The 23,001-nt window shown below is 57.3% G+C and carries 21 protein-coding genes and 3 pseudogenes; 7 read left to right on the top strand and 17 right to left on the bottom strand.

The window, feature by feature from the left end:
- Nucleotides 1-15 precede the first annotated feature (15 nt).
- From BISA_RS09275 to ffh, 4 genes are all read right to left on the bottom strand, one after another.
- The gene (locus tag BISA_RS09275) at nt 16-249 is read right to left on the bottom strand and encodes an RNA-binding protein (RefSeq protein WP_033891569.1); all 234 of its coding nucleotides are present in this window, start codon (nt 247-249) and stop codon (nt 16-18) included.
- Nucleotides 250-266: 17 nt separating this feature from the next.
- Nucleotides 267-731: a 30S ribosomal protein S16 gene (gene rpsP / locus BISA_RS09270; RefSeq protein WP_033891568.1), complete on the bottom strand. Its 465-nt coding sequence runs from the start codon at nt 729-731 to the stop codon at nt 267-269.
- Between the two features lie 191 nt (nt 732-922).
- A complete protein-coding gene (locus BISA_RS09265; RefSeq protein ID WP_033891567.1) occupies nt 923-1,966 on the bottom strand; it encodes an endonuclease/exonuclease/phosphatase family protein in 1,044 nt (347 codons plus the stop codon).
- A gap of 94 nt (nt 1,967-2,060) precedes the next feature.
- Entirely contained in the window at nt 2,061-3,728 is a 1,668-nt protein-coding gene (gene ffh, locus BISA_RS09260) for a signal recognition particle protein (protein ID WP_033891566.1), read from the bottom strand.
- Between the two features lie 339 nt (nt 3,729-4,067).
- On the opposite strand from ffh, the gene BISA_RS09255 reads away from it, so the two are divergent.
- The gene (locus tag BISA_RS09255) at nt 4,068-4,976 is read left to right on the top strand and encodes a cation transporter (protein ID WP_033891565.1); all 909 of its coding nucleotides are present in this window, start codon (nt 4,068-4,070) and stop codon (nt 4,974-4,976) included.
- Between the two features lie 152 nt (nt 4,977-5,128).
- Here the strand turns inward: BISA_RS09255 and cysS are convergent, their stop codons facing one another.
- Nucleotides 5,129-6,778 carry a cysteine--tRNA ligase gene (gene cysS / locus BISA_RS09250; protein ID WP_033891564.1) on the bottom strand — a complete coding sequence of 550 codons (1,650 nt, stop codon included), beginning with the start codon at nt 6,776-6,778 and terminating at the stop codon, nt 5,129-5,131.
- Between the two features lie 160 nt (nt 6,779-6,938).
- Here cysS and BISA_RS09245 point away from each other — a divergent pair, with 160 nt between their 5' ends.
- The 3 genes and pseudogenes from BISA_RS09245 to BISA_RS13615 form a co-directional block, all read left to right on the top strand.
- Nucleotides 6,939-7,664, top strand: coding sequence for a type 1 glutamine amidotransferase (locus tag BISA_RS09245; protein ID WP_033891563.1), 726 nt, complete (start codon nt 6,939-6,941; stop codon nt 7,662-7,664).
- 45 nt (nt 7,665-7,709) lie between these two features.
- Nucleotides 7,710-8,816, top strand: a pseudogene (locus BISA_RS13620) (ABC-F family ATP-binding cassette domain-containing protein); the annotation flags it as partial.
- Between the two features lie 99 nt (nt 8,817-8,915).
- A pseudogene (locus BISA_RS13615) lies at nt 8,916-9,962 on the top strand (ATP-binding cassette domain-containing protein); the annotation flags it as partial.
- Nucleotides 9,963-10,053: 91 nt separating this feature from the next.
- Here BISA_RS13615 and BISA_RS09235 read toward each other — a convergent pair.
- Entirely contained in the window at nt 10,054-11,298 is a 1,245-nt protein-coding gene (locus tag BISA_RS09235; protein ID WP_033891559.1) for an ROK family transcriptional regulator, read from the bottom strand.
- Nucleotides 11,299-11,520: 222 nt separating this feature from the next.
- On the opposite strand from BISA_RS09235, the gene BISA_RS09230 reads away from it, so the two are divergent.
- On the top strand, nt 11,521-12,198 hold the full coding sequence (locus tag BISA_RS09230) for a nucleoside/nucleotide kinase family protein (protein WP_033891558.1): 678 nt from the start codon (nt 11,521-11,523) through the stop codon (nt 12,196-12,198).
- A 134-nt stretch (nt 12,199-12,332) separates the two neighbouring features.
- Here the strand turns inward: BISA_RS09230 and BISA_RS09225 are convergent, their stop codons facing one another.
- The 9 genes from BISA_RS09225 to coaD all read right to left on the bottom strand — a co-directional run bounded on the left by BISA_RS09225 (nt 12,333) and on the right by coaD (nt 19,221).
- Entirely contained in the window at nt 12,333-12,764 is a 432-nt protein-coding gene (locus BISA_RS09225) for a type II toxin-antitoxin system VapC family toxin (protein WP_237746131.1), read from the bottom strand.
- Nucleotides 12,745-13,035: a FitA-like ribbon-helix-helix domain-containing protein gene (locus tag BISA_RS09220; protein WP_033891555.1), complete on the bottom strand. Its 291-nt coding sequence runs from the start codon at nt 13,033-13,035 to the stop codon at nt 12,745-12,747. The genes BISA_RS09225 and BISA_RS09220 overlap by 20 nt, the downstream gene beginning before the upstream one ends.
- A 183-nt stretch (nt 13,036-13,218) precedes the next feature.
- Nucleotides 13,219-13,773, bottom strand: a complete 555-nt coding sequence (gene ilvN, locus BISA_RS09215; RefSeq protein WP_033891554.1) for an acetolactate synthase small subunit — start codon at nt 13,771-13,773, stop codon at nt 13,219-13,221.
- A 16-nt stretch (nt 13,774-13,789) separates the two neighbouring features.
- Entirely contained in the window at nt 13,790-15,748 is a 1,959-nt protein-coding gene (locus BISA_RS09210) for an acetolactate synthase large subunit (RefSeq protein ID WP_051917462.1), read from the bottom strand.
- A 161-nt stretch (nt 15,749-15,909) separates the two neighbouring features.
- Nucleotides 15,910-16,686 (bottom strand): ribonuclease III, encoded by a 777-nt coding sequence (gene rnc / locus BISA_RS09205; RefSeq protein WP_033891552.1) that lies wholly within the window; start codon nt 16,684-16,686, stop codon nt 15,910-15,912.
- Nucleotides 16,687-16,860: 174 nt separating this feature from the next.
- Nucleotides 16,861-17,055, bottom strand: coding sequence for a 50S ribosomal protein L32 (gene rpmF / locus BISA_RS09200; RefSeq protein WP_033891551.1), 195 nt, complete (start codon nt 17,053-17,055; stop codon nt 16,861-16,863).
- A gap of 99 nt (nt 17,056-17,154) precedes the next feature.
- Complete coding sequence (locus tag BISA_RS09195; protein WP_033891548.1) at nt 17,155-17,787, bottom strand: YceD family protein; 633 nt, start codon at nt 17,785-17,787, stop codon at nt 17,155-17,157.
- 49 nt (nt 17,788-17,836) lie between these two features.
- Nucleotides 17,837-18,721 carry an ATP synthase subunit B family protein gene (locus tag BISA_RS09190; protein ID WP_033891546.1) on the bottom strand — a complete coding sequence of 295 codons (885 nt, stop codon included), beginning with the start codon at nt 18,719-18,721 and terminating at the stop codon, nt 17,837-17,839.
- Complete coding sequence (gene coaD, locus BISA_RS09185) at nt 18,721-19,221, bottom strand: pantetheine-phosphate adenylyltransferase (RefSeq protein ID WP_033891545.1); 501 nt, start codon at nt 19,219-19,221, stop codon at nt 18,721-18,723. Before coaD ends, BISA_RS09190 begins: the two co-directional genes overlap by 1 nt.
- A 107-nt stretch (nt 19,222-19,328) precedes the next feature.
- Here coaD and BISA_RS09180 point away from each other — a divergent pair, with 107 nt between their 5' ends.
- Nucleotides 19,329-19,625 (top strand): DUF3039 domain-containing protein, encoded by a 297-nt coding sequence (locus tag BISA_RS09180; RefSeq protein WP_033891543.1) that lies wholly within the window; start codon nt 19,329-19,331, stop codon nt 19,623-19,625.
- A gap of 264 nt (nt 19,626-19,889) precedes the next feature.
- Here BISA_RS09180 and BISA_RS09170 read toward each other — a convergent pair whose 3' ends face one another.
- Nucleotides 19,890-20,900, bottom strand: a complete 1,011-nt coding sequence (locus BISA_RS09170) for an aldo/keto reductase (protein WP_033891541.1) — start codon at nt 20,898-20,900, stop codon at nt 19,890-19,892.
- Between the two features lie 200 nt (nt 20,901-21,100).
- Between BISA_RS09170 and BISA_RS09165 the strand changes: the two genes are divergently transcribed.
- Complete coding sequence (locus BISA_RS09165; RefSeq protein ID WP_033891540.1) at nt 21,101-21,529, top strand: MerR family transcriptional regulator; 429 nt, start codon at nt 21,101-21,103, stop codon at nt 21,527-21,529.
- Nucleotides 21,530-21,640: 111 nt separating this feature from the next.
- Here BISA_RS09165 and BISA_RS12040 read toward each other — a convergent pair.
- Nucleotides 21,641-22,961, bottom strand: a pseudogene (locus BISA_RS12040) (nicotinate phosphoribosyltransferase).
- Nucleotides 22,962-23,001 lie beyond the last annotated feature (40 nt).

Raw genomic sequence — 23,001 nt, 5'->3', positions numbered from 1 at the left:
GCTGTGAATTGTTCCTTATCGACGAACGTCCATGATATCGACGCGCACCTTGTGATCAGACAGAGCCTGAATCACCGTGCGAATCGCATTGGCGGTGCGGCCAGAACGACCGATTACGCGACCAATGTCCTCTGGGTTCACGCGCACACGAAGCAGTTCGCCGCGCGCATTCTCATGAGACTTGACAGAAACATCGTCCGGAAAATCAACGATGTTCTTGATGAGGTGTTCCACAGCCTGTGCAAGCATTGCGAGCCTTTCTCGAATCAGGCTTCAGCCGGAGCTTCTTCAGCAGCGGCGTCCTCAGCCGGGGCCTCCTCAGCGGCGGCAGCGGCTTCAGCCTCGGCCTTGGCCTTGGCTTCAGCTTCGGACTTAGCAGCCTTCAGCTTCTGAGCTTCGTTCTCCACAGCCTCAACGCGAGCAGCGGCGTCCGGGCCAGCCTCAACGGTCTTCAGGGTGCCTTCAGCACCTTCGAGGCCCTTGAACTTCTGCCAGTCACCAGTGATGTTCAGCAGCTTGAAGACCGGCTCAGACGGCTGAGCGCCGACGCCGAGCCAGTACTGAGCACGCTCAGACTTAATCTCGATGGTGGAGGGCTGGGTGTTCGGGTTGTAGGTACCGATCTCCTCGATGACCTTGCCGTCGCGCTTCTTGCGGGAATCAACGACCACCACGCGGTAGAAGGCGTAGAACTTCTTGCCCATTCGCTTCAGACGAATCTTGGTTGCCAAAATGGCTCTCCTTGTAAATACTAGGTTTGTGGTTTCTCGGTATGCTGTGTGGGGCACGGCTCGCCGGAACCCACGTGTCCTCACGGTGCGGGGTGTAGAGGGCGCCACGCGCGCGTGAATAACTGGCCCATTATAGCGCCGAGCCCCGGACGTGAAACACGCCTGTACTGGCGATAGTTGCAACGCATGAATCAGCGCAGAGTGAGCGTTGCGGTGAGTGCAAGATGATCGGTGTCTTTGACTTCAAAGGAACGCACGCCGGACGGCTTCAGGCCGGGAGTAAAGAGAATGTGATCCAATTCGATGCGCGGCCACTTGACCCAGCGCGGGAACGTCAGATTCGGGCCGGCCGCTTGCGTGAGGCTCGCGTCTTTGAAACCGGATTTCAGTAGCGCGCGGAAGCTGGGATGATCGGTGCTGGAATTGAGATCGCCCATCACCACGGCAATATTGTGATCGCCAATGGCAGAGGCTTTCGCCACGGCACCAAGGCCGAGAATGCCAGCCGACCAATCCGCGCAGCCGCGCATTGGGGATTTCGGATGTGCTGAACAGAAGGTGATGGTGCGGCTGTGCTGCGGAGTATCAGTGGATGCGGCCTCATCGGTGAGCTTCAAGGTCATTGCCGGCACATCGGCTGCAGGAATCTCCACCACGTTTGGCACTGCGGCAGCCGGTTCGTAACGAGAAAACAGCACATTGTAGCCGCCGTTATCCGTGTCTTGCGGCTCGCCAGACTGGCGGTAGGGGAGCAGATCCGCGATGCCTGCGGCATCCAAACGCGCAACGAGCTCGTCGGAGACCTCCTGCAAAGCCAACACTGCAATATGGCGTTCGCGCACCGCGGCCACAATGCTCTCGGCATTTGCGCGCCCGTATCGGCAATTCAACGTCATGACCGCAAACTGATTTGGCAATGTTTCACAGGTGGTTCCACGGTCGGCCAAGTCTGTTTCACGAGGTGTTTCACGTTTCGTGCCGGAGGTTAGGCCTGTGCCCCAGTAGCTGATGCGCTGCGAGCTGGTCATCACAGCGGAGGCCAGAAGCAGACACATGCCGCCCCATTCATGCTGCCAAGCTGCCACACCGGCCGTAATAACCAGCGGAATCCACAGGAATGGGGTGAGCGCAATCATATATGGCATGGGCATGCGCGCTTCAAGGCCAGCTGGAAGCGCGGACAATCCCAGCCAGAGCCATGAAAGAATGACTATCACAGCGAACAACGTAGTCATAAACAAAACTCCTTACGCAGCAAACTAAGTACTGAACTACTGAAGTACAAAAGAGGCTCCCCTCTGTGGAGGGGAGCCGGAAGTCAGCTGAAAATCAGCGGCCGAACAGGCCACCGATGCCGCCGCCAAGATTCGGCGGCAGTTCCATACCGTCACCCTCAGCATTGTTCATCATCTGCTCAAGACCTGCAGGCAGAGCTGGGTTCTGCGGCTTCTTAGCGAAAGCGGAGCCGCCGGTAGAGCCAGAACCAGAGGACTTGCCGGCCAGCTTATCGCGCAATGCCTTCTCCTCGGCCTCACGCTTCATCGGGTTGCCGGACTTGCCGCCCTTCTTCTTGTTCTTGCCCTTGCCCTTCTTCTTACCGCCGCCCATAGCCGGGCCGCCGAAGCCGGGAATGCCGCCGCCCATGCCAGAACGGTTGGCCATACGCTTCATCATCTTCGCAGCCTGTTCGAAACGTTGCAGTAGAGCATTGACCTGGGAAACCGTAACGCCAGAACCATAGGCGATGCGGGCACGGCGAGAACCATTGATAATCGAAGGATCGCGACGTTCAGCAGGAGTCATCGAGCGGATAATTGCCTCAGTGCGGTCGATTTCCCTCTCATCGAACTGCTCCAGCTCCTTGCGATGCTGAGCCATGCCCGGAATCATGCCGAGCAAGGACTTCATCGAACCAAGCTTGCGCACCTGCTGCAGCTGAGCGAGGAAATCATCCAAGCCAAAGGAACCTTCGGAGATCTTCTCAGCGGCCTTGCGAGCCTCCTCCTCATCGAACTGCTTCTGCGCCTGCTCGATCAGGGTCATGATATCGCCCATGTCGAGGATGCGGGAAGCCATACGATCCGGGTGGAAGACCTCGAAATCCTTCAGACCTTCGCCGGTGGAGGCGAACAGAATCGGCTTGCCGGTCACGGACGCCACAGACAGGGCCGCACCACCGCGAGCATCGCCATCGAGCTTGGAAAGCACCACGCCGGTGAAGTCCACGCCCTCATCGAAAGCCTTGGCGGTCTTGACGGCATCCTGGCCGATCATCGCATCGATGACAAACAAGATCTCATTGGGCTGCACGGCATCGCGAATATCGCGAGCCTGCTTCATCAGCTCTTCGTCAACGCCCAAACGACCAGCGGTATCGATGATCACCGTGTCGTACAGCTTCTGCTTAGCGAAGGCGATGGAATCGCGTGCCACCTTCACCGGGTCGCCAGACACCTGGCCCGGAGCGGCAACGGCCTCGCCACCATCGGACTGCACGCCCTTCTCAGGCGCATATACCGGTACACCGGCACGCTCGCCAACCACCTGCAGCTGGGTCACAGCGTTCGGACGCTGCAAATCAGCGGCCACCAGCAGCGGCGTATGGCCGGAATCCTTCAGCCAGTAGCCGAGCTTGCCGGCCAGCGTGGTCTTACCAGCACCCTGAAGACCGGCGAGCATGATAATCGTCGGCGGATTCTTGGCGAAGTTCAACGGGCGGTCCACGCCCTGGCCGAGCACATCAGTGAGCTCTTCGTTGACGATCTTCACCACCTGCTGTGCAGGGTTCAGTGCCTCGGAAACCTCAGTGCCCAGCGCACGTTCGCGCACCTTGCCGGTGAAGGAACGAACCACGTCGAGCGCCACATCGGCGTCGAGCAGTGCACGGCGGATTTCGCGAATAGTGCCGTCGATGTCCGCTTCGGAAAGTTTACCCTTGCTCTTCAAATGCTTGAACGCATTCGAGAGCCTGTCAGTTAAAGAAGAAAAAGCTGCCATAATGGGCAACAGTCTAGCCGCCACGCGGGAAATTAGGCCGTGCCGCAATCATGCCGCGTGCTTTTCGCGTAAAAACACATTGATGTGGAAAGGCTCGTCCGCTCACGGCACAACTGGTCCCATGCCGATCGAGGGGTGTCCGGTACTATGGAATGGCAAAAATCCAGTGTTTTTTGGAATGCTTATGCAGTTTTGAAAATCCTTGGACACCGCCCTATACGCAGACTGCCGTGCGCCCTCGCGAATCGAGCCGACTGAAACGAGCATCCCAAGCTCTCAGATCGGCCAGTGAAGTAGCGGGCCAACGCAGACATGCCGTGCAATACGGAAGGACCACCGATGCCCCAAACGAAAACTATCGAACGCAAAGCCCTGATCGTTGGCATTGTTGTCAACATCATTCAGGTCGCTGCTGGTATGGCCGTGTTCTTTATGACCGGCCTGAAAGCCATGTTCCTCGATTTCTCCTTCACCGCCATATCCGTGCTATCGGGTCTTGTGGCGGTGTATCTCTCCACCCGAACCGTGCGCACCACCGAACGGTTCCCCAATGGCATGTTCGCGCTCGAGCCGATCTACGCGATTTGCAAAGCCATCTTCACCATGTCCTTGCTGGTGTATTCGCTGATTGACGTCTGCCAAGTAGCCTACGACTACTTCGTGCTAGGCGACGGCGAACGCATCGTCACCGGGCCTGTAGTGATCTACGAAGTGCTGACCGTGCTGGTTTGCTTCGGATTGTTCATGTATTACCGCCGCGAAAACCGCTCTATTCGCAACGCGAGCACCATGCTCACCGCCGAATGCAAAAGCACATTGGTCGACGGCGCGATGTCGTTCGGCATTGGTGCAGTGGCAGTGTTCCTGATGGTGCTGCCTACGAATGGTCCGTTGGACTTCCTGCATTACACCGGCGACTTCTTCATCACCGTGGTACTGGTCGCATTGACCATCAAAGAACCATTCAGTGTGCTCAAGGATGCGTTCATCGAGCTGGTTGGCGGCATTCATGACGATGACGAAACCAATGCGTTCGTGGAAACAACCGCGCAACAGCATCTGCCGGCCAATACCGAATACGAGCAGACGCTGATTTTCAAAACCGGTATGAACTACACAGTCGATGTGTATTTGGCCGGCACCGGCGAGACCATTGACGTGGCGAATCTGGTGGAATGCAAGCGTTCGCTGGAGAAAGCGCTTACTAAGCGTCTGCACATCGTTGATGTGGACTTTGTATTCGACTGATTACTGACTAACAAGTGAGCCATGCGCATACTGCATGGCTCAATATTTTGGTTGCTTCTCTCCCTCAGTCTCACTGGCGTTCGACAGCTCCCTCATCAGAGGGAGCCGGATGCCGAAGGCGGACTGAGGAAGAGAAGCCTGTTATCAATGTATTACTTCAGACTCCACGTAGAGCCTTGCGGGCCATCTTCGATGGCGATGCCAGCAGCACCCAATGCATCGCGAATGGCATCAGCCTTGGCGAAGTCACGAGCCTTGCGGGCTTCCTGACGAGCTTGAAGCTGCTCGGAAATCAAAGCCTCAAGTGCCGTGTGCTCAGGAGATTCGCCTGTACCAGCACCAGCACCACCGGCAGCGCCATCGGAGAGCCACGGTTCGGCCAGCGGATCGAGACCCAACGTGTCGAGCATGGCACGCACGGAAACCAGAGTCTCACGCACTTCAGCCTTGGCGTCTTCGGAATCCACACGATCGGCCAGCTTGGACAGCAGCGTATTACCGGAGCGAATAGCGGTGAAGATGGCGGCGGTGGCACCGGAAACATTGATGTCGTCGTTCAGCGCAGCCACAAAGTCAGCCGGAAGCTCATCGGCGGATACCGCCACGACCTCGTCGCGGGTCGGCTGCTCTCCGAGCACCACGCCGGCTCGCTCAATGAAGTTCGAAACACGGTCGTATGCGGCCTGAGCTTCAACCAGCGCCTGATCGGACCACTCGAGCATCGAACGGTACTGCACGGAACCGAGAGCGTAACGCACCACCCAAGCGGAATGCTCAGCCAGCACGGAAGGCACGGACAGGCCGGTGCCCAGCGACTTCGACATCTTCTCGCCCTTGGCGGTCACCCAAGCCGAATGCATCCAGCGAGCCGCGGACGGATAGCCAGCCGCACGAGTCTGGGCCATCTCGTTCTCGTGATGTGGGAAGCGCAGATCCAGGCCACCACCGTGAATATCGAAACCATCACCCAGATAACGGTGAGACATAGCGGAGCATTCGATATGCCAGCCCGGGCGGCCAACACCGAACGGCGTGGACCAGCGGGCATCTTCAGGATCAGTGTCTTTCGGAGCCTTCCACAGGGCAAAGTCACGCGGATCATGCTTGTCAGGGGAGGCATCGGCCGGATCAACCGGGTTGTATTTGTCAGCGCCGGTGGCGTCCACAGACGGGCCCATACGATCGGCCACGGCTGCGGCTTCATCCACCTCGGCGGTCTGCTTCTGGTGGGTCAGCTCACCATAATGCGGCCAAGAAGCCACATCGAAGTACACATTGCCGGTGGGCTTACCCTCATCATCCAACACTACATAGCCGTGGCCATTGTCGATGATGCGCTGAATCAAATCGATCATGTCCGACATGTGGCCGGTTGCGCGCGGCTCAACGGTAGGAGGCAGCACACCCAGCGTGTTGTATGCCTCAGTGAATTCACGCTCGTAGTAGTAGGCGCGAGCCCACCAGCGCTGACCAGCGGCAGCGGCCTTATCAAGAATCTTGTCGTCGATATCAGTCACATTGCGCACGAACGTCACCTGATAGCCAAGCTTCAGGAACCAGCGGCGAATCACGTCGAATGCCACTGCGGCGCGAATATGACCAATGTGCGGGGAGGACTGCACGGTGGCGCCACACACGTAAATGCCCACGCGGCCAGGCTTAAGCGGCACGAAATGGCTGACCTGATGCGAAGCGGTGTCGTACAGGTTCAAACCCTCGGCAGCCTTGGCCACGCGCACGGGCGTAAGGCTTGAAGGCATAACGGAAATGTTGAAATCATGCGGTTCTTGGCTGTTTCCCATAGCTTCCAAGCGTAGGAAACAAGCCAGACATGGAAGATGCCTTGCGCTTGCATGTGGACGGAATTGGATGGCTGCTGCGGCATGAGAAAAAGGCGCAATCCATGCGCGCCATGCCGTCGAATTAACGCAAACGGGGAATGCTCGTGCCACAATGGGGAGCATGGTCACACCACAAGTGCTCATTTTGCAACATGTTTCATGGGAGCGCCCTGGGCGCATTCTCTCGAACCTTGAGGATCTCGGCATCCAGACGGTGACGATGAACATCACCAAAAAGAAGAAGCCCGACCTCCCCGACTTCAGCGAACTCGCAGGCGTGGTGATTATGGGCGGCCCAATGGGAGCGCTTGATTACGACAAGTATCCTGGGCTCAAAACCGAGGCCAAGCTGGCCAAGGCGGCCGTGGCATCCGGCAAGCCGGTACTTGGCGTGTGCTTGGGGCATCAGATTATTGCCACTGCGCTCGGTGCGCAGCTGCGCAAGGGGGATGCGCCTGAGATTGGATTTGCGCCAATCAAGCGTGTGGAAAAGCATGACTACTTCTCCATGTGGGATAAGCAGTTGAACGTGCTGCATTGGCATAACGATGTGGTGGGCCTGCCCGAAGGCGGCGAGCTGCTCGCCCGCTCGGCAGGTACTAAAGTGCAGGCATTCCGGCTCGGCTCGGCGTTAGGCTTGCAATTCCATCTTGAAGTCTGCGGTTCGCTGCTGGACGAATGGTTGGAAGAGCCCAGCATGGTCAAGGATTTGAAGGACGCGGGCGGTTCGAAATCTGAACTGCGCGAACAATTCGCTCAGTATGATCCGCTGCTACAGCCGCTCGCCGAGCAGGTATTTTCTGGATTCGCGGCACGCTGCAACTCATACGCGCAAACGCTGGCTTAGTAAGAGGTCCATCGCTGGGCAAGCATGACGCTACATTGGTGAATCATGCCGACTTACGATATTGGACTTGAACACGTTTCGCTCGCTTTCGCCACCAAAACCATCTTCACCGATGTGACGCAAGGTGTTTTCGAAGGCGACCGCATCGGTATCGTTGGCCGCAATGGCGACGGTAAATCCACGCTGCTGCATCTGTTTCGCGGCACGCAGGAGCCGGATTCCGGCCGCGTGACCAAGCGTGGCGGTTTGACGTTCGGCATGCTCGACCAGCGCGATCCGCTTGACGATAACGCCACCATTCGCGAAGCCGCACTGGAGGGTCGTGCGGATTACGAATGGGCATCCGATAACACTTCCCGTGAAATCGTTGAGGCGCTGCTCGGCGGCATGAGCTTGGACGCCAAGGTCGGCTCCCTGTCCGGTGGTCAGCGCCGCCGCGCCGATCTGGCTCGTTTGCTGCTCAAGGACTGGGATATTCTCGCACTCGACGAGCCCACCAACCACCTCGACGTGGTCACTATCCACTGGCTTGCCGAACATTTGAAGAACCGCTGGTCCAAAGGCCAGGGTGCTTTGCTGCTCGTCACCCACGATCGTTGGTTCCTGGATGAAGTCTGCGAATCGATGTGGGAAGTTCACGATGGCGTGATTGAACCATTCGAGGGTGGCTATTCCGCATACATGCTGCAGCGCGTGGAACGTGACCGCCAGGCCGACGTGCGCGAAACCAAGCGCCGCAATCTGGCCCGCAAGGAGCTCGCATGGCTTTCCCGCGGCGCTCGCGCCCGTTCTACCAAGCAGAAGTTCCATGTGAAGGCCGCGCGCGAATTGATTGCCGACGTGCCGCCGATGCGTAATACGCTTGAGCTGAAGCAGATGGCCACCTCCCGTCTCGGCAAGCAGGTGGTCGATCTGGTCGACGTGACGCAGATCTTCGAAAAACCGCAAGGCATGGCCGATATCGACCCGGATGTGGCGGCGCTCTCCGCGTCCGCCTCCCGCGTGGATGTGGTCAACGCCATGTACGCCGAGCCGCAGCTGCACAGTTCCGTTGAGGTAGCGGTCACCGACATGACCGACCCTCGCCTGGTGGATGCCGGCGTGTCCGAAGCAGTCGAGGCCGCGGAAGAAGCTCGTAAAAAGGCCGAGGCCGAGGGTAGTAATCCGCAGCTCGCCGATGATCGTGAGGTTCGTCGCATGAACACCGGAGGCGAAACCATCGGCGAGGCGGATGCTGACACTGCTGCAGCCAGTGCCACCTCGGCTGCCCGCAAGGTGACGGTTTCCGGCCGTGAAATTTTGGATGATGTGACGTGGCTGATTGGCCCGGGCGACCGTTTTGGCATCGTCGGTGCGAATGGCGCCGGTAAGTCCACGCTGCTCAAGTTGATTGACGGCACGCTCACCCCGACTGCAGGCCATGTGAACATTGGCAAGACGGTAAAGTTCGCGGTGCTTTCGCAGCGCCTCGATGAGCTGGAGAAGCTCGGCAAGTACAAGATCAAGGAAGTGCTTTCCCGCTATAAGCCGAGCTACATTGTGGACGGCAAGGAAGTGACGCCGGGGCAGCTGATGGAGCGTCTCGGCTTCGAATCCGCCCAGCTGATGACGCCGATTCGCGACCTCTCCGGCGGCCAAAAGCGCCGCATGCAGCTGTTGCTGATTCTGCTCGACGAGCCGAACGTGCTCATCATGGACGAGCCCGGCAACGATTTGGACACCGATATGCTCGCCGTGATGGAAGATCTGCTTGATACCTGGCCGGGTACGCTGATTGTGGTCTCCCACGACCGTTATCTGCTCGAACGCGTCACTGATCAGCAGTTCGCCTTGCTCGGCGGCAAGGTACGCCATCTGCCCGGTGGCGTGCAGGATTACCTCGATATGGTTGAGGCTATTAAGAACGGCAAGGGGTTGCCGGCTGACACGCCCGGCTTCGCTGGTACTGGTAGCAGCTCGGCGAAGCGTAAATCTTCTGCCTCCCCCTCGAAGGGGGAGGTGGCGCAAAGCGCCGGAGGGGGTTTGCGCGTCGAAACGCAATCTCAGAACTCCGACGAGGATTCCACCCCGAAGCTCACCGGCAAGGCCTTCCACGAGGCATCCAAGCGCGTAAATGCCATCGAGCGCAAGCTCGCCAAGCTTGAAGAGCAGAAGGCCGACCTTGAAGCGCAGATGGCCGCTCACGACCCGTCCGACTACGAAGGCCTCAACAAGCTCAACGAGCAGCTGACCGCTATCAACACGGAGAATGACGACCTCGAAGCTGAATGGCTCGAGCTCTCCGAACAGCTAGGCTAGCCCCTACCTCACTTATCTCACTTACCCTTACTTACCTCACGAAACGTACGCTGACTGCGGCTCAGCGTACGTTTGCTGAGGTAAGGGGAGGCTATCGATTCTGCTGATTGGCGAAGTCCTGCAGCATATCCAGCGAAGTCAGCCCCTGGTCGATGGCGGCATAAGCCAAGCCAACAATGCCGGCCTGAGCCTCATCTGAGCAGGATTCAATACGCAATGATTTGGTCGCGAGCGGTTGTGCGCGCGCCCATACGCGCTCGCGGATGCCATTCATCAGCAGTTCGCCGCAATGCGAAAGCTCGCCTCCGACCACAATGCACGAAGGATTCAGCATGTTGACGCATGCGGAAATCACGTCACCGATAAGCCGACCAGCCTGACGGATAAGTTGCACGGTCTCAATGTCGCCATGGGAGGCTAATTCAACCACGTCATCCAAGGTATGTGCAGCTTTGCCTTGCGTTTGCAAGGTTTGCAATATGGCCCATCCGCCTGCGGTGGCCTCCACGCATCCGGTGTTGCCGCAACGGCACAGATTGCGCTCGCCAATATTGCCGAAGACATGAATGTGGCCGATGTCGCCCGCGGCGCCAAACGCTCCATGCATGATGGAACCAGAGGAAATGATGCCGGCACCGAGTCCCATACCGGCATGCACATACAACAAATGAGACACCATGTGCGATTCGTCACCGGCTAATTCATAAGCTTTGCAGAGGGCTCGAGCATTGGCGTCATTCTCGATAAAGGCCGGGACGTGGTATCGGTCGGCAAAGTATTCGCGGATGTGGTGATTCTCCCAGTGTTGCATGACCGGAGCCTGAATGATATTGCCGGTGACTGTCTCGACTCGAGTGGTCACGGCAATGGATACCGCAAACAACCGTATTGCACCGGTGCTGGAGGCTTCTGTAGTTGATGAAGCACTGAGTCCCTGAAGAAGCAAGACGTCGGCGGTTGCGCAAATCGTATGTAAGGCATCTTCAGGCTCGTTCTCTGCGCCGACGTTGATGGTCTGCGCGACGGCCGGCTGCCCGGAAAGATCACATAGCGCAATCGTAGTGACTGTGGTCGCGATATCTATAGCAAGGATGTACGCGCAGGAAGGGTTGAATGCAAAGCCTTGTGCCGGTCGGCCTCCTGTTGCGCTGGCGATGGCAAGCGGTTGCGCGATGCTGATGGCGGTGAGCTCGTCGATGCGCTTGTTCACAGTCGGGCGTGCCCATCCGGTTGTCGCACCAATCTCACTGCGCGTCATCGGTCCGTGTTCTCGCAGGCGTGTGAGTAGCTCGACGGTACCGGCGCTGATATCGATACTCTCCGCTGACTTATCCATAGTTGTTAGCATACAACATCGCTCTATTTGACAAGACCTTTACAAATATTTTCTTACTTTTGTATAGAGCTATACAAAACAATGGTATAGTTATGTATAGCAAGGAGAAAATGGATGGCGGTGAAGCATTCGGTTACTCCAGTTCGTTGGAGACTTCGGCAGTGGGAATCCAGCGGGCCCAGCGCGAATACAACAGAATTCATTCCGAGGAAGGAAACGACAATGATGGTCCACATCGCAAATCTCGAAGAAGCCAAGGCCCGTGTTAGGGAGCTGCTCGAATCCAATGAACGAGTGATTCTTGGCATTGTGGGCGCTCCCGGTGCCGGCAAGTCCACGCTGGCGCAGCTGATAGCCGAAGCATTCGAAGACGGCAGCGAAGCCGGCATCGTCGAGCCGGTGGATCATTTCGCCGCTTGGGTGCCGATGGACGGTTATCATTTGGCGGATGTGGAGCTGAAGCGCTTGGGGCGTTTGCAGCGCAAAGGTGCCATCGACACCTTCGATGCACGCGGCTATCGTTCGTTGCTGCAACGCATTCATCGGGGCGAAGATGGTGTGATTTACGCTCCGATGTTCGAGCGTGACCTCGAGCAGCCTCTGGCGGGTGCGATTCCGGTATTCCCGTGGACTCGTTTGGTGGTGACCGAGGGCAACTATCTGCTTGATGAAGCCGACGCATGGAAGAATGTGCGTGGGGCCATGACGGAAGTCTGGTATGTCGACGTTGATGATGACCTGCGACGCGAACGCTTGGTGGAGCGTCACATTCAGTTCGGCAAGTCTCCAGAGCAGGCGCGCAAGTGGGTGATGGAAGTCGATGAAATCAATGCGCGTCGCATCGCCGCATGCCGCGACCGCGCCGATGCCACAGTCGAGCTGCCTCCGCTGAATCTCTGACTCGGCAATCCCCTCACTGCTCACCTCCGTAAACGTACGCTGAGCGCTCGCTAGCGTACGTTTACGGAGGTTCTATTGACTTTCTTCTCGCTAAACGTACACTGACTGCGGCTCAGCGTACATTTGTGGAGGTATTACTTGGTGTATTCCCAAGGATTAATGAGTTCGACGCCGGTGTCCTCGAAATCTTTGATATTGCGAGTGGCCACAGCTGCACCGTGGGAGCGTGCGATGGCTGCAATCATGGCATCCTGCACGCCGATGGGTCGGCCGGCTTGTCGACGTGATGCGGTGATTGCGGCATAATGAGCTGCGGATTCGACATCGAAGTCAAAAGTGCGATATCGAAAATTATCTAGAAAAGCAGCAGTCGCATTCTGAACATAGTTTTTTCGATGCGACGTTGGCATCAGTGCTACTCCATACAGCAGTTCTGCGCCAGTGATGCTAGTCGTGTATAAATCGCGTAGATTTTGCGCAATTATCCAATTTTGCACTGAATGATTTGCGTGCTGCCTAGCAATAATTTCGCTGACGACATTGGTGTCAAGCACAATCATCATCATCTCCGAAATCTACTGGACGTGGCTCGGTATCGTATGTGTTACGAGGAGGGACAAGCTCTTCATCTTCGCTCAAACCGTTTCCGTCCAGCAATCGTTGCATCTCTGCCACGAGATCAGCGGTCGTAACGATTTTGTGCGCCACATACTGTGAAGTGAACTCTTCCAATACTGATTTGGCTTCAGCTTCCATAGAACGATTGTTGTTCTTGGCTGCCTTTTTCAAGATTTCTACGCATTCGTCAGGTACTTTGCGCAAAGTGATGGTCGCCATGTTGGAGCTCCTTTCCATAGGTCGATTAAAAAAGACCTCGTTGTCTGTGCTAGCAAAATGCTAGCATAATTTGCATGCATTTTGCTAGCACATCAGACAATAGAAAAACCTCATGGAGCTTACGCTGACAAGGAATCAGCGTAAGCTCCATGAGGTTATTGGCTTGGTATCTGGCTGACTGAATCAGCGACCGGTGACTTCGGAGCCGATCACCTTTTCGCTCAGGGCGCGAGGACCACGGGTCACAGCCACAGCACCGGAACGCACCAGCTCAATGACGCCGTAGTGCTCCAGAAGGCCCAGCAGCGCATCGATCTTGCCTTCGGCACCGGTGGCCTCAATGGTGAGCGATTCCGGATTCACGTCCACCACGCGCACGCGGAACAGGCGCACGATCTCGAGCACGTCGGAACGGTTGGACTGGTTCGCCGCCACCTTGATGAGCACCAGTTCGCGCTCCACAGTGGAGTTCGGGTCGAGTTCCACGATCTTCAGCACATGCAGCAGCTTGTTGAGCTGCTTGATAATCTGCTCCAGCGGCACGGCTTCCACGTCGGCGGTCACGGTCACGCGGGAGATGTCCGGACGCTCGGTGGGGGAGACGGACAGCGAGTTGATGTTGAACGCACGGCGGGCAAACAGGCCGGCGATACGAGCCAGCACGCCCGGGCGGTTCTCCACCAGCACGGACAGGGTATGACGCTCAGAACCCGGCTGAGATGCAGGATAAATAGCCATCGTAAATCTTCTCCCCTCAGTGCTCGTTCACAGCAGAGTCAGCGGAATCGGCAGCAACTTCGGCATCAGCAGCGCCAGTTCCCGGAGCCGGAGTGCCACCCATCAGCGGCTTGATGCCGGGCATATACGTCACTTCATCATTGGAAGCGCCAGCGGCGACCATCGGCCAGACCATAGCATCCTTCCACACGCGGAAGTCAATCAGCACCGGACGATCATTGATCTCGTTGGCCTTCTTGATGGCGGCGATCGCCTCATCCTCGGTAAAGGCGCGGATGCCAACGCAGCCGTAGGCTTCGGCCAGCTTGATGAAGTCCGGGACTTCGAGCGGAGCCTCGCCGGCGGTCAGCTGTGCTTCGCCTTCGGTGCCGTGAGCCTCGCCATCCTTCAGGTTGGTCTGCGAATAGTGGTGGTTATAGAACAGCGTCTGCCACTGGCGGACCATGCCGTACACGGAATTGTTCAGAATCGCGATCTTCACCGGGGCGTGGTCGAGGAATGCGGCGGCCAGCTCTTCGGAAGTCATCTGGAAGGAGCCATCGCCATCAATCAGCCACACCGGCTTCTTGCCGTCGAACTCGCGGGCCGAACCCACGGAAGCGCCGATGGCAGCCGGCAGACCATAGCCCATCGTGCCAAGGCCGCCGGAGGAAATCCAAGAGTGCTGATTCTCGAAATCAATGAACTGGGAAGCCCACATCTGATGCTGGCCTACGCCAGTAACCCAAATGGTAGAAGGATCTGCAAGCTCGGAAAGCTTCTTGATGACCCACTGCGGAGCCAAAGAACCATCGGTCGGCTCATCCCAAGTCATCGGGTACTTTTCGCGCCAGCCGTCGATGGCATCCCACCACGGCTTCAGGTTCGGCTTGCCCACAATGGCCTGCGTACGCTCGATTTCCGGAATCAAATCATCGAGAACCGTAGCCACATCGCCCACAATCGGCACATCAGGCTGACGATTCTTGCCAATCTCAGCCGGATCGATATCGATGTGAATCACGCGAGCGGTCGGTGCGAAGGCATCAAGCTTACCGGTCACACGATCATCAAAGCGAGCACCAATAGCCACCAACAAATCAGCACGCTGCACAGCGCCGGTGGCTGCAATCGTACCGTGCATACCCAGCATGCCGAGGTTCTTCGGATCAGTGTCCGGAATAATGCCGCGGGCAGGCAGGGTAGTGACCACAGGAGCGCCGGTCAGATCAGCGAGAGCCTTGACCTGAGCACCGGCGTTGGAGCGAGCCGCGCCGCCGCCCACATACAGCACCGGGCGGTAAGACTTGGAGAACAGTTTCGCCGCATCCGAGAGCACGCGGCCGTGCGCCTTGGTGGTGGGGTTGTAGCCGGGCAGAATCATGCGCTGCGGCCAGGAGTAGTACATTTCACCGGTCTGAGCGGTCTTGGTCAAATCGACCACAACCGGGCCCGGACGGCCGGTGCTAGCGATGTGATACGCCTCGGAAAGCACGCGCGGAATATCCTGCGCGCGAGTCACCAGGAAGGAGTGCTTGGACACCGGGTAGGTGATGCCCACAATATCCGCCTCCTGGAAGGCGTCGGTACCAATAGCGTTCACGCCCACCTGGCCGGTGATAACCACCATCGGCACGGAATCCATGTTGGCGTCCGCAATGGCGGTGACCACGTTGGTGGCACCCGGGCCGGAAGTCACAATGCACACGCCCACCTTGCCGGTAGCCAGCGCATAACCTTCCGCTGCGTGACCGGCCGCCTGCTCGTGACGCATCAGCACGAAGCGGAACTTGGTGTTGCCGTTGATTTGATGGTAAACCGGCAGGATCGCACCGCCTGGAATGCCGAAGACGTCCTCAACGCCCAGGTCTTCCAACGAACGTACCAGCGCTTCGGCGCCAGTCATCTTCTCGCCGTCGATAATGGTCTGCTTGTCCGTGGCCGCAGTGGTTTTGGGCACACCGCTGAAAGCCTGCAAAGGCGTGGGTAAAGCCATGATTCCTCTCACCTCATAAAGTACCGCGCTTACTTGCCGACTGTGGGGTGAAGTCGGTGCTGCGCTCGTATGAATTCTCGCCGATGACTGGGCTTGTGGCTCAGGATGCGGCTCGCTGCTCATGTTGTGGTATCAGTCTATTCGTAATGCTGACAGCAGGCCTACTTAGTCCGCTTCTTGAGAGCGCCGGACTTCTGCTTTTGGTCAAGTGCCTTCCAGCCGGCTTCGGCAGCTGCCAGTTGAGCCTTGCGTTTGCTGGAGCCTTTGCCGACGCCGATGATCTGGTCATTATCGCCGAGGCTGACTTTTGCAGTGAACACTTGGGCGTATTCAGGGCCGGAGACTTCCATGTGATAGATCGGCTCAGGCTTACCCAGCTCATGCGACTTGACGGTCAGCGAAGTCTTCCAATCCAAAGCCGGACCTTCAGTAGCGACTTCGGCAAGCGTATCGTCAATCAAACGATGCACTACCTTGCGAGCCTCGTCAATGCCGTGCTCCAGGAATGTGGCACCAATCAGCGATTCCACGATGTCGCACAGAATCGAGTTCTTTTGTGCGCCGCCCTGTTCGGCCTCACCGTGGCCCAACAGAATATAAGGGCCTACTTTGAGCTTGGTTTTGGCGATGGCGCTCAGTGCATCTTCGGAAACGGCCTTGGCGCGCATCTTGGCAAGCTGGCCTTCGGTCATATCCGGGTGAATCTTGAACAGGGTTTCGGTGGAAACCAGTTCCAGCACGGCATCGCCCAGGAATTCAAGACGCTCGTAGTTGAGCGCACCGGGATTCTCGTGGGAGAAGGAACGGTGGGTGAGGGCCTGTACCAGCAGTTCAGGGCTGATGGTGGTGCCGAGCGCTTCCAGCAGCTCGTTGGCTGGATTGTTCTCGGGAGTTTGGACGCTGACGCGGACGTGATGTTCGGCTGATGCTTCAGTCATGATTAATGCGCAATCCTTCGCAATAGTGAGATGAATGGATGGATAATGTGCCGCATTGTCGGCCGACCGTGAGCTGCTTTGCTGTATTGGCGCATGCGGATCATAATCAGCCGGTATGCGAAGACCCTGCCACCCGTCGATGGCAGGGTCTTGGTTAAGCCGTTATCTCAGGACTCACTTGGTGTGAGCCGGCTGGATGGCGTAGCGGTAGGTGCGGCCGCGGTAGTTGCCGCATGCCGGGCAAGCCATGTGCGGCAGAGCCGGAGCACCACAGTTCGGGCAGCTCACGGTTGCAGCAGCGGTGGCCTTCCAGTTCGCGCGACGCGAATGCGTGTTGGCGCGAGAGGTCTTGTACTTAGGCAGTGCCATTTGAGTATCCTCTGTTTCGTTCGAACAATTGAGCTTAAGCGTCCGTTATCTTAACGCAGGGCTCGTACAAACGCCAAACTCACCTGTTTTGCGCCTCGACTATTCGCCTTGTTCGGCTTCCAGCTGGGCTTTCAGCGCGGCGAGTCCGGCGAAACGAATATCCGTGGTGTCGTGATGATGATCGGGGTTTTCGTTCAAATCCACGCCACACTGGGAGCACAATCCCTTGCAATCCGGCTTGCACAGCGGTTGCAGCGGGAGGGATTCGACCAGCGTGTCGCGAATCATCGCTTCGATATCCGCAAACGCCCCATTTTCCAACAACGGGTAAGTGTCTTCGGACTCATCTTCGCCGGCGAAGATCTCAACTTCCTCGTCCTTGGAAGCCTTGCTGCCCTTGCCTTTGCCGCCACGGCCTGCATTCTTGTCTGCGGCGGATTCATATGGGAAGAACACAGTGACGTTCACCGGCCAATCCTCATCAATCGGCTTCAAGCATCGCGTGCATTCGCTGACAAACGGTGCCACCAAGCGTCCGGTGAAAATCAGTCCGTCCACAATCGAATCGAACTGGCCGGTCACATGTACGGGCTCGCCTTCTTTGATGCCGACAATGCTATCGCCAATACCGCTCGGTGCGGGGAAATCAGCGTCAATCGACTTGGACTGCCCGGCTCGGGAGGCGATTTGCGCCACCGGAATCGCCCAGGGGGAATCCTCAACTCGTGCCATGTATATACCTTTCGTGCGTACTACTTTGCTGTACTTGCTGTGCTGCTGGTTACTGCGCTTCAGGATAATCGTTCAGCGTGATGTTCGGCATTTTTTCCGCTGCCGCGCGCTGCCGCTCGTTCAGCACATTGAGGCCAGCCTGAACATCCTGATTCAGCTTGGTGAGCTGCTGGGAAAGTCCTTCCATCACCGTGGTGCAGTATTGATCCGCACCCTGAGTGAGATGATCGGACTTGTTCTGTGCCTGCTCTAAGATTGCGCGCGCCTTTTGACGAGCCAGTTCGGTCACGTTTTCCTGTCCTGCCAGGAACTGTGCCTGTTCGTTGGCTTCATTGATCATGTCGGCAGCGCGGCTTTGTGCGGAAGCCACCACAGCGTTGGCCTGCGTCTGAGCGGATTCCAAGCGGCGCTCCGCTTCGCGCATCAAAGCGGAAGCGCGTTCCAACTGCACCGGCAGCAGCTTCTTCAATTCGTTAAGTTGTGAGGTCAGCTCATCGCGGTCGACTCGTACCATGCCGGGGGTGAAGATGCTGGTTTTCGCCTCGGCGAGCATGGCGTCAATCTGATCGATAACGTCATACACGGTGGTAAATTCCTCGCGGCTCTTCTCCGTGGGGGAATCAGGGTCCAACGTGGTGCGCAAATCAGGCAGCGAATCCATATTGAAATTGCGCGGTTTGCTGTCGGCGTTACTGGTTGCAGCTGCTGGTGCCTGTTCGGCATAGTTTGCATGCGGTGCCGGCGAAGCAGCAGAAGGCATGACTGCGGAGGCTGCCTCGGTGGGTGCGGGCGGCTCATAGTCGGCAGTTGATGCAGGAGCCGGCGAAGTCACCGGTGGAACCGGCACATCATCGGCCTGCGTATTTGGGGCAGTATCTTGCGCCGGCTGAGTCAAATCAACGTATCCAGTGGGATGCTCGTCACTCATAGTCATCAGTCCTTCTTCTGACCTTCCTTGGCCAAGGCTTCGGCAAGCATAGGGACAACGCAATCGGGCACCATGCCGGTTACATCGCCACCGTGGCGGGCCACATCCTTGACGATGGAGCTGGAGATATGTTCAAGAATCGGGTCGGCCGGCAGGAACAGCGTCTCGACGCCGGCAAGTTTGCGATTGACCAAGGCCATGCCGAGTTCGGCTTCGTAATCACCGTTTTGGCGAAGGCCCTTCACAATGACGCTTGCGCCAACCTTCTTGCAATAGTCGGTGATGAGTCCTTCGGTGGAGGAGACGACCACATTAGTGCAGCCGGCCTTCTCCAATGCATGACGGATTACTTCAACTCTGGTGGATTCGGAAAACATCGGTGTTTTCGCGGCATTAACAGCCACCACTACATGTACCTCGTCGAAAAATCGCGCCGAGCGCTCGATTACATCCAAGTGGCCGGCTGTCACGGGGTCAAACGAGCCGGGGCATACTGCGATAGTCATGGTTCCTAGACTACATCGTTCGGCAGGGGTAGTGGGAATCTATGATGGAGTGCGGATATCCGTCTGTGTCGATGGCGGACGCTGTATGTCAAGGAAAGAAGTGCGTTATGAGCCTGAACTTTACAAGCTTTGTCAATGATGCTGAGCCGTTGAGAAATCCGGATCAGTCCGCGGGAACTTCGGTGTTGGAGCGCCCGCAGGTTGAAGAGTCTCCGGTGCGCGATGATGGCGGTGACGCCGATCGATTCGCGCATTATGTGTCTCGTGACCGTATCGCCGAGTCCCGTGCGACCGGTCGCCCGGTGGTGGCGCTGTGTGGCAAGGTGTGGGTGCCGAAGCATGATCCGTCCAAGTACCCGGTCTGCCCGGATTGCAAGCGCATCTATGACGAAATGATGGCCTGAAATCTTAGGTTATGCCGGCGTAAACAGGATTGATGCGGGTCTATTTGCAAGGTTTATGCTCTTGTTCTTCTCTCCCTCAGTCTCACTTCGTTCGACAGCTCCCTCATCAGAGGGAGCCAATTGTATGTACGTGAGTTCTGCCTCCCTCTGATGAGGGAGGTGCCTTTGGTAAAGCCGAAGGCGGAGGGAGAGAAGAGCAGGACATGTCCTGCAGGACTCGCGCATCGGCCGAAGGCCGATTCCTTATGTCAGAGAACAGGGAGATCAGCGAGCCGCGATCTCGTCGATGAGCTTGAGCTCTTCATCGGTGAAGTGGGTGTTCTTCAGTGCACCGATGTTGTCCAGGATCTGCTGCGGCTTGGAAGCGCCGGCCAGCACGGAGGTCACCTTGCCGTCGTGCAGGAGCCATGCGAGGCTCATTTCTGCAAGCGTCTGACCGCGCTCTGCAGCCAGATTGTTCAGGTCCACCACCTGCTTGTGCAGCTTGTCGGTGAGTGCGGAATCGTTGAGGAATCGCGGATCATGGGCGATGCGGCTGTCAGCCGGGATGCCATTCAGGTAGCGGTTGGTCAGCAGGCCCTGTTCCAGCGGGCAGAAGGTAATGAGGCCTTTGCCGAGCTGGTATGCGGTTTCCTTCAGGCCATTGTGCTCCACCGTACGGTCGAGGATGTTGTACTTGTTTTGGTTGATGATGAACGGCACATGCAGTTCCTTGAGAATCGCGGTCGCCTTCTCCATCGTCGGTCCGTCATAGTTGGAAAGACCCACGTACAGCGCCTTGCCGGAGTTCACGGCCTGAGCTAGTGCGCCCATCGTCTCCTCAAGCGGGGTCTCTGGATCCGGGTGGTGATGGTAGAAGATGTCCACGTAATCAAGGCCCAGGCGCTCGAGGCTCTGGTCAAGCGAGGCGAGCAGATACTTGCGGCTGCCGAGGTCGCCGTACGGGCCTGCCCACATTTCGTAGCCGGCTTTGGTGGAGATAATCAGCTCATCGCGATGATGCTTGAAATACTTGGCAAGCAGCAAACCGCAGTTCTTCTCGGCCTGGCCGGGTTCCGGGCCGTAATTGTTGGCTAGGTCGAAGTGGGTGATGCCGTTGTCGAACGCGGTGAACACGAGGGACTTCATCTGTTCAAACGGCGTGATGTCGCCGAAGTTGTGCCAGAAGCCGAGGGAAACGGCCGGCAATTTGAGTCCGGAGTTACCGGCGCGGTTGTAGGTCATCGTGTCGTAGCGATGTGGATTGGGGGAGTAGGTAGCGGTTGGTTCGAACATAATGCCTCCTGTGGCGTATTGTTCTGGTGTTCGATTCGGGGTGTGCTTTTTCCTTTGTCGGTTATTATGGTTCCAGTTCAAGTGAACTTGAATGCAAATGTTGGACGGCACGTCGGCGTGTCGTGGCCATTGCGCAGCGTCGGTACCGTGCGATGGCGGCATTGCGCATCATCGGTACCACGCAGGGGAAGGGAACATACATGTCATATACGATTCGGCAAGTAGCCACACAATTCCATATGCAGCCATCCACACTGCGCTATTACGAGGATCAGGGGCTGCTCACCAACGTCGGGCGAACGGAAACCGGGCAGCGTGTATATGAGGACTGCCATATCGACCGTTTGCGTGCCATCTGCTGCTTCAAAAACGCTGGCATGACCATTGATGATTTGAAGAAATTCTTCGTCTACGAATCCAATGAGCCAGAGCATATCAATGAAATCTTGGAGCTCTTGGAATCCCGGCGCAAAGCTTTGGATGAGCAGCGACGCGCGCTCAACGAGGCAGCCATCCACGTGCAGCGCAAACTGCATTATTACAGTGATATTAAGCGCGCGATAGACGCGGGCGAGTCCTTGCCTGATTGGAAGAACTACAAAACCCGCGTCTACTCGATCGATTGCTAAATACGGAAATCACAGAACTGTGGTTTCCGTAGCCGAACCGTTAAATGGACAGCCCAGTGGGCTGTCCATAGGTGAGGGGAGCGGCTGTGCCGCGACGGATTCCTACGGAAATCACAGAACTGTGGTTTCCGTAGGAATCACAGGCTCACCCTTCATCAGGCTTTGTGCGGTAATCGGCAGCTCGGCCAGTGCCTTGGCACGGTAATCATGTGCAGCCATGATGCGTCGTGACCCTGCCACTGAGAATCAATCTCGCCGTGATTCACAAAGTCCACGAGCAGATTCTTCCATTCCGGCTCCGGCGTGAATCCAGCGAGCTTCTCCTCGGAGCCAGAAATCACATGCTCGGCTTCGGCCAGCGAATACTCATATGAACGGTAGGCCAGCTTGCGGCCGGGCACAGTGGCCTTATCCTTCGACTTCTTGGCAACCGGCTGCATCGTGCCATCCGCACCCTCGCGCTCGGTGAGCTTATACACCATTGCGCAGGTCGGGGCACCGGATCCGGTGACCAGCATCGTGCCTACGCCATAGGAATCCACGGGTGCGGTTTGCAGCGAAGCCAACGCGTACTCATCCAAATCATTGGTCACAGTAATAGTGGTGTTCGTAGCACCCAGCGCATCCAACTGATTGCGCACACGCTGAGCCATCGCAGCCAAATCACCAGAGTCAATACGAATGCCACCGAGCTCCGGACCGGCCACCTCAACAGCGGTTTTGACGGCTTCCTCAATGTTGTATGTATCCACCAGCAGCGTGGTGTTCTTGCCGAGGGCGGCAATCTGCGATTCGAAAGCCTCGCGTTCGGAGTCATGCACCAAAGTGAAGCAATGCGCGGCAGTGCCAATAGCCTTCAAGCCATAGAGCTGAGCGGCGAGCAGGTTCGCCGTGCCCTTGAAACCGCCCACCACGGCGGCTCGTGCAGCAGCTACGGCGGCCCATTCGTTGGTGCGACGCCCGCCCATATCCATGCACGGGCGATCTTTGGCGGCCGACACCATGCGGGAAGCGGCGGAAGCCACGGCGGAATCATAATTCAGAATGGACAGAATCAATGTTTCCAGCAGCGTGCACTCGCCGAACGTGCCTCAACCTGCAAGATCGGGGAATTCGGAAAGAACATTTCGCCTTCGCGGTAGCCCTTGATGGAGCCGGAGAAGTGGAAGTTCTCCAGCCATTTAATGGTTTCAGGGCTCACCACATGGCGGTCGGCAAGAAACTTCAGGTCCTCGTCATCGAGGTGGAAGCGCTCGAGTTCATCCAGAATGCGACCGGTGCCGGCCACTACTCCATAGCGTCGGCCTTCCGGCAGGTGTCGAGTGAACACTTCAAACACGCACTTGCGGTTCGCGGTGCCATCTTTGAGCGTGGCGTCGAGCATTGTGTATTCGTACATGTCGGTCATTAGAGCCGGCGAATAATCGACCATTATCGGGCCTTTCGTATCTGCTTTCCTACTAATAGTAAAT

This window comes from Bifidobacterium saguini DSM 23967, from assembly GCF_000741715.1.
GTDB classification, from domain to species: Bacteria; Actinomycetota; Actinomycetes; order Actinomycetales; family Bifidobacteriaceae; genus Bifidobacterium; species Bifidobacterium saguini.
The sequence above is the reverse complement of the archived record's forward strand: the minus strand, read 5'-3'. Positions and strand labels throughout refer to the sequence as shown.

Bases quoted from the DNA above. Each gene is read 5' to 3' on its own strand.
- BISA_RS09275 (WP_033891569.1), bottom strand. From the start codon at position 249: ATGCTTGCACAGGCTGTGGAACACCTCATCAAGAACATCGTTGATTTT.
- BISA_RS09190 (WP_033891546.1), bottom strand. From the start codon at position 18,721: ATGACTATGAGTGACGAGCATCCCACTGGATACGTTGATTTGACTCAG.
- BISA_RS09210 (WP_051917462.1), bottom strand. From the start codon at position 15,748: ATGGCTTTACCCACGCCTTTGCAGGCTTTCAGCGGTGTGCCCAAAACC.
- BISA_RS09265 (WP_033891567.1), bottom strand. From the start codon at position 1,966: ATGACTACGTTGTTCGCTGTGATAGTCATTCTTTCATGGCTCTGGCTG.
- ffh (WP_033891566.1), bottom strand. From the start codon at position 3,728: ATGGCAGCTTTTTCTTCTTTAACTGACAGGCTCTCGAATGCGTTCAAG.
- cysS (WP_033891564.1), bottom strand. From the start codon at position 6,778: ATGGGAAACAGCCAAGAACCGCATGATTTCAACATTTCCGTTATGCCT.
- BISA_RS09170 (WP_033891541.1), bottom strand. From the start codon at position 20,900: ATGTTCGAACCAACCGCTACCTACTCCCCCAATCCACATCGCTACGAC.
- coaD (WP_033891545.1), bottom strand. From the start codon at position 19,221: ATGACTATCGCAGTATGCCCCGGCTCGTTTGACCCCGTGACAGCCGGC.
- rnc (WP_033891552.1), bottom strand. From the start codon at position 16,686: ATGACTGAAGCATCAGCCGAACATCACGTCCGCGTCAGCGTCCAAACT.
- rpmF (WP_033891551.1), bottom strand. From the start codon at position 17,055: ATGGCACTGCCTAAGTACAAGACCTCTCGCGCCAACACGCATTCGCGT.
- BISA_RS09235 (WP_033891559.1), bottom strand. From the start codon at position 11,298: ATGGATAAGTCAGCGGAGAGTATCGATATCAGCGCCGGTACCGTCGAG.
- BISA_RS09230 (WP_033891558.1), top strand. From the start codon at position 11,521: ATGATGGTCCACATCGCAAATCTCGAAGAAGCCAAGGCCCGTGTTAGG.
- BISA_RS09165 (WP_033891540.1), top strand. From the start codon at position 21,101: ATGTCATATACGATTCGGCAAGTAGCCACACAATTCCATATGCAGCCA.
- BISA_RS09220 (WP_033891555.1), bottom strand. From the start codon at position 13,035: ATGGCGACCATCACTTTGCGCAAAGTACCTGACGAATGCGTAGAAATC.
- BISA_RS09255 (WP_033891565.1), top strand. From the start codon at position 4,068: ATGCCCCAAACGAAAACTATCGAACGCAAAGCCCTGATCGTTGGCATT.
- BISA_RS09225 (WP_237746131.1), bottom strand. From the start codon at position 12,764: ATGATGATGATTGTGCTTGACACCAATGTCGTCAGCGAAATTATTGCT.
- BISA_RS09245 (WP_033891563.1), top strand. From the start codon at position 6,939: ATGGTCACACCACAAGTGCTCATTTTGCAACATGTTTCATGGGAGCGC.
- ilvN (WP_033891554.1), bottom strand. From the start codon at position 13,773: ATGGCTATTTATCCTGCATCTCAGCCGGGTTCTGAGCGTCATACCCTG.
- BISA_RS09180 (WP_033891543.1), top strand. From the start codon at position 19,329: ATGAGCCTGAACTTTACAAGCTTTGTCAATGATGCTGAGCCGTTGAGA.
- BISA_RS09195 (WP_033891548.1), bottom strand. From the start codon at position 17,787: ATGGCACGAGTTGAGGATTCCCCCTGGGCGATTCCGGTGGCGCAAATC.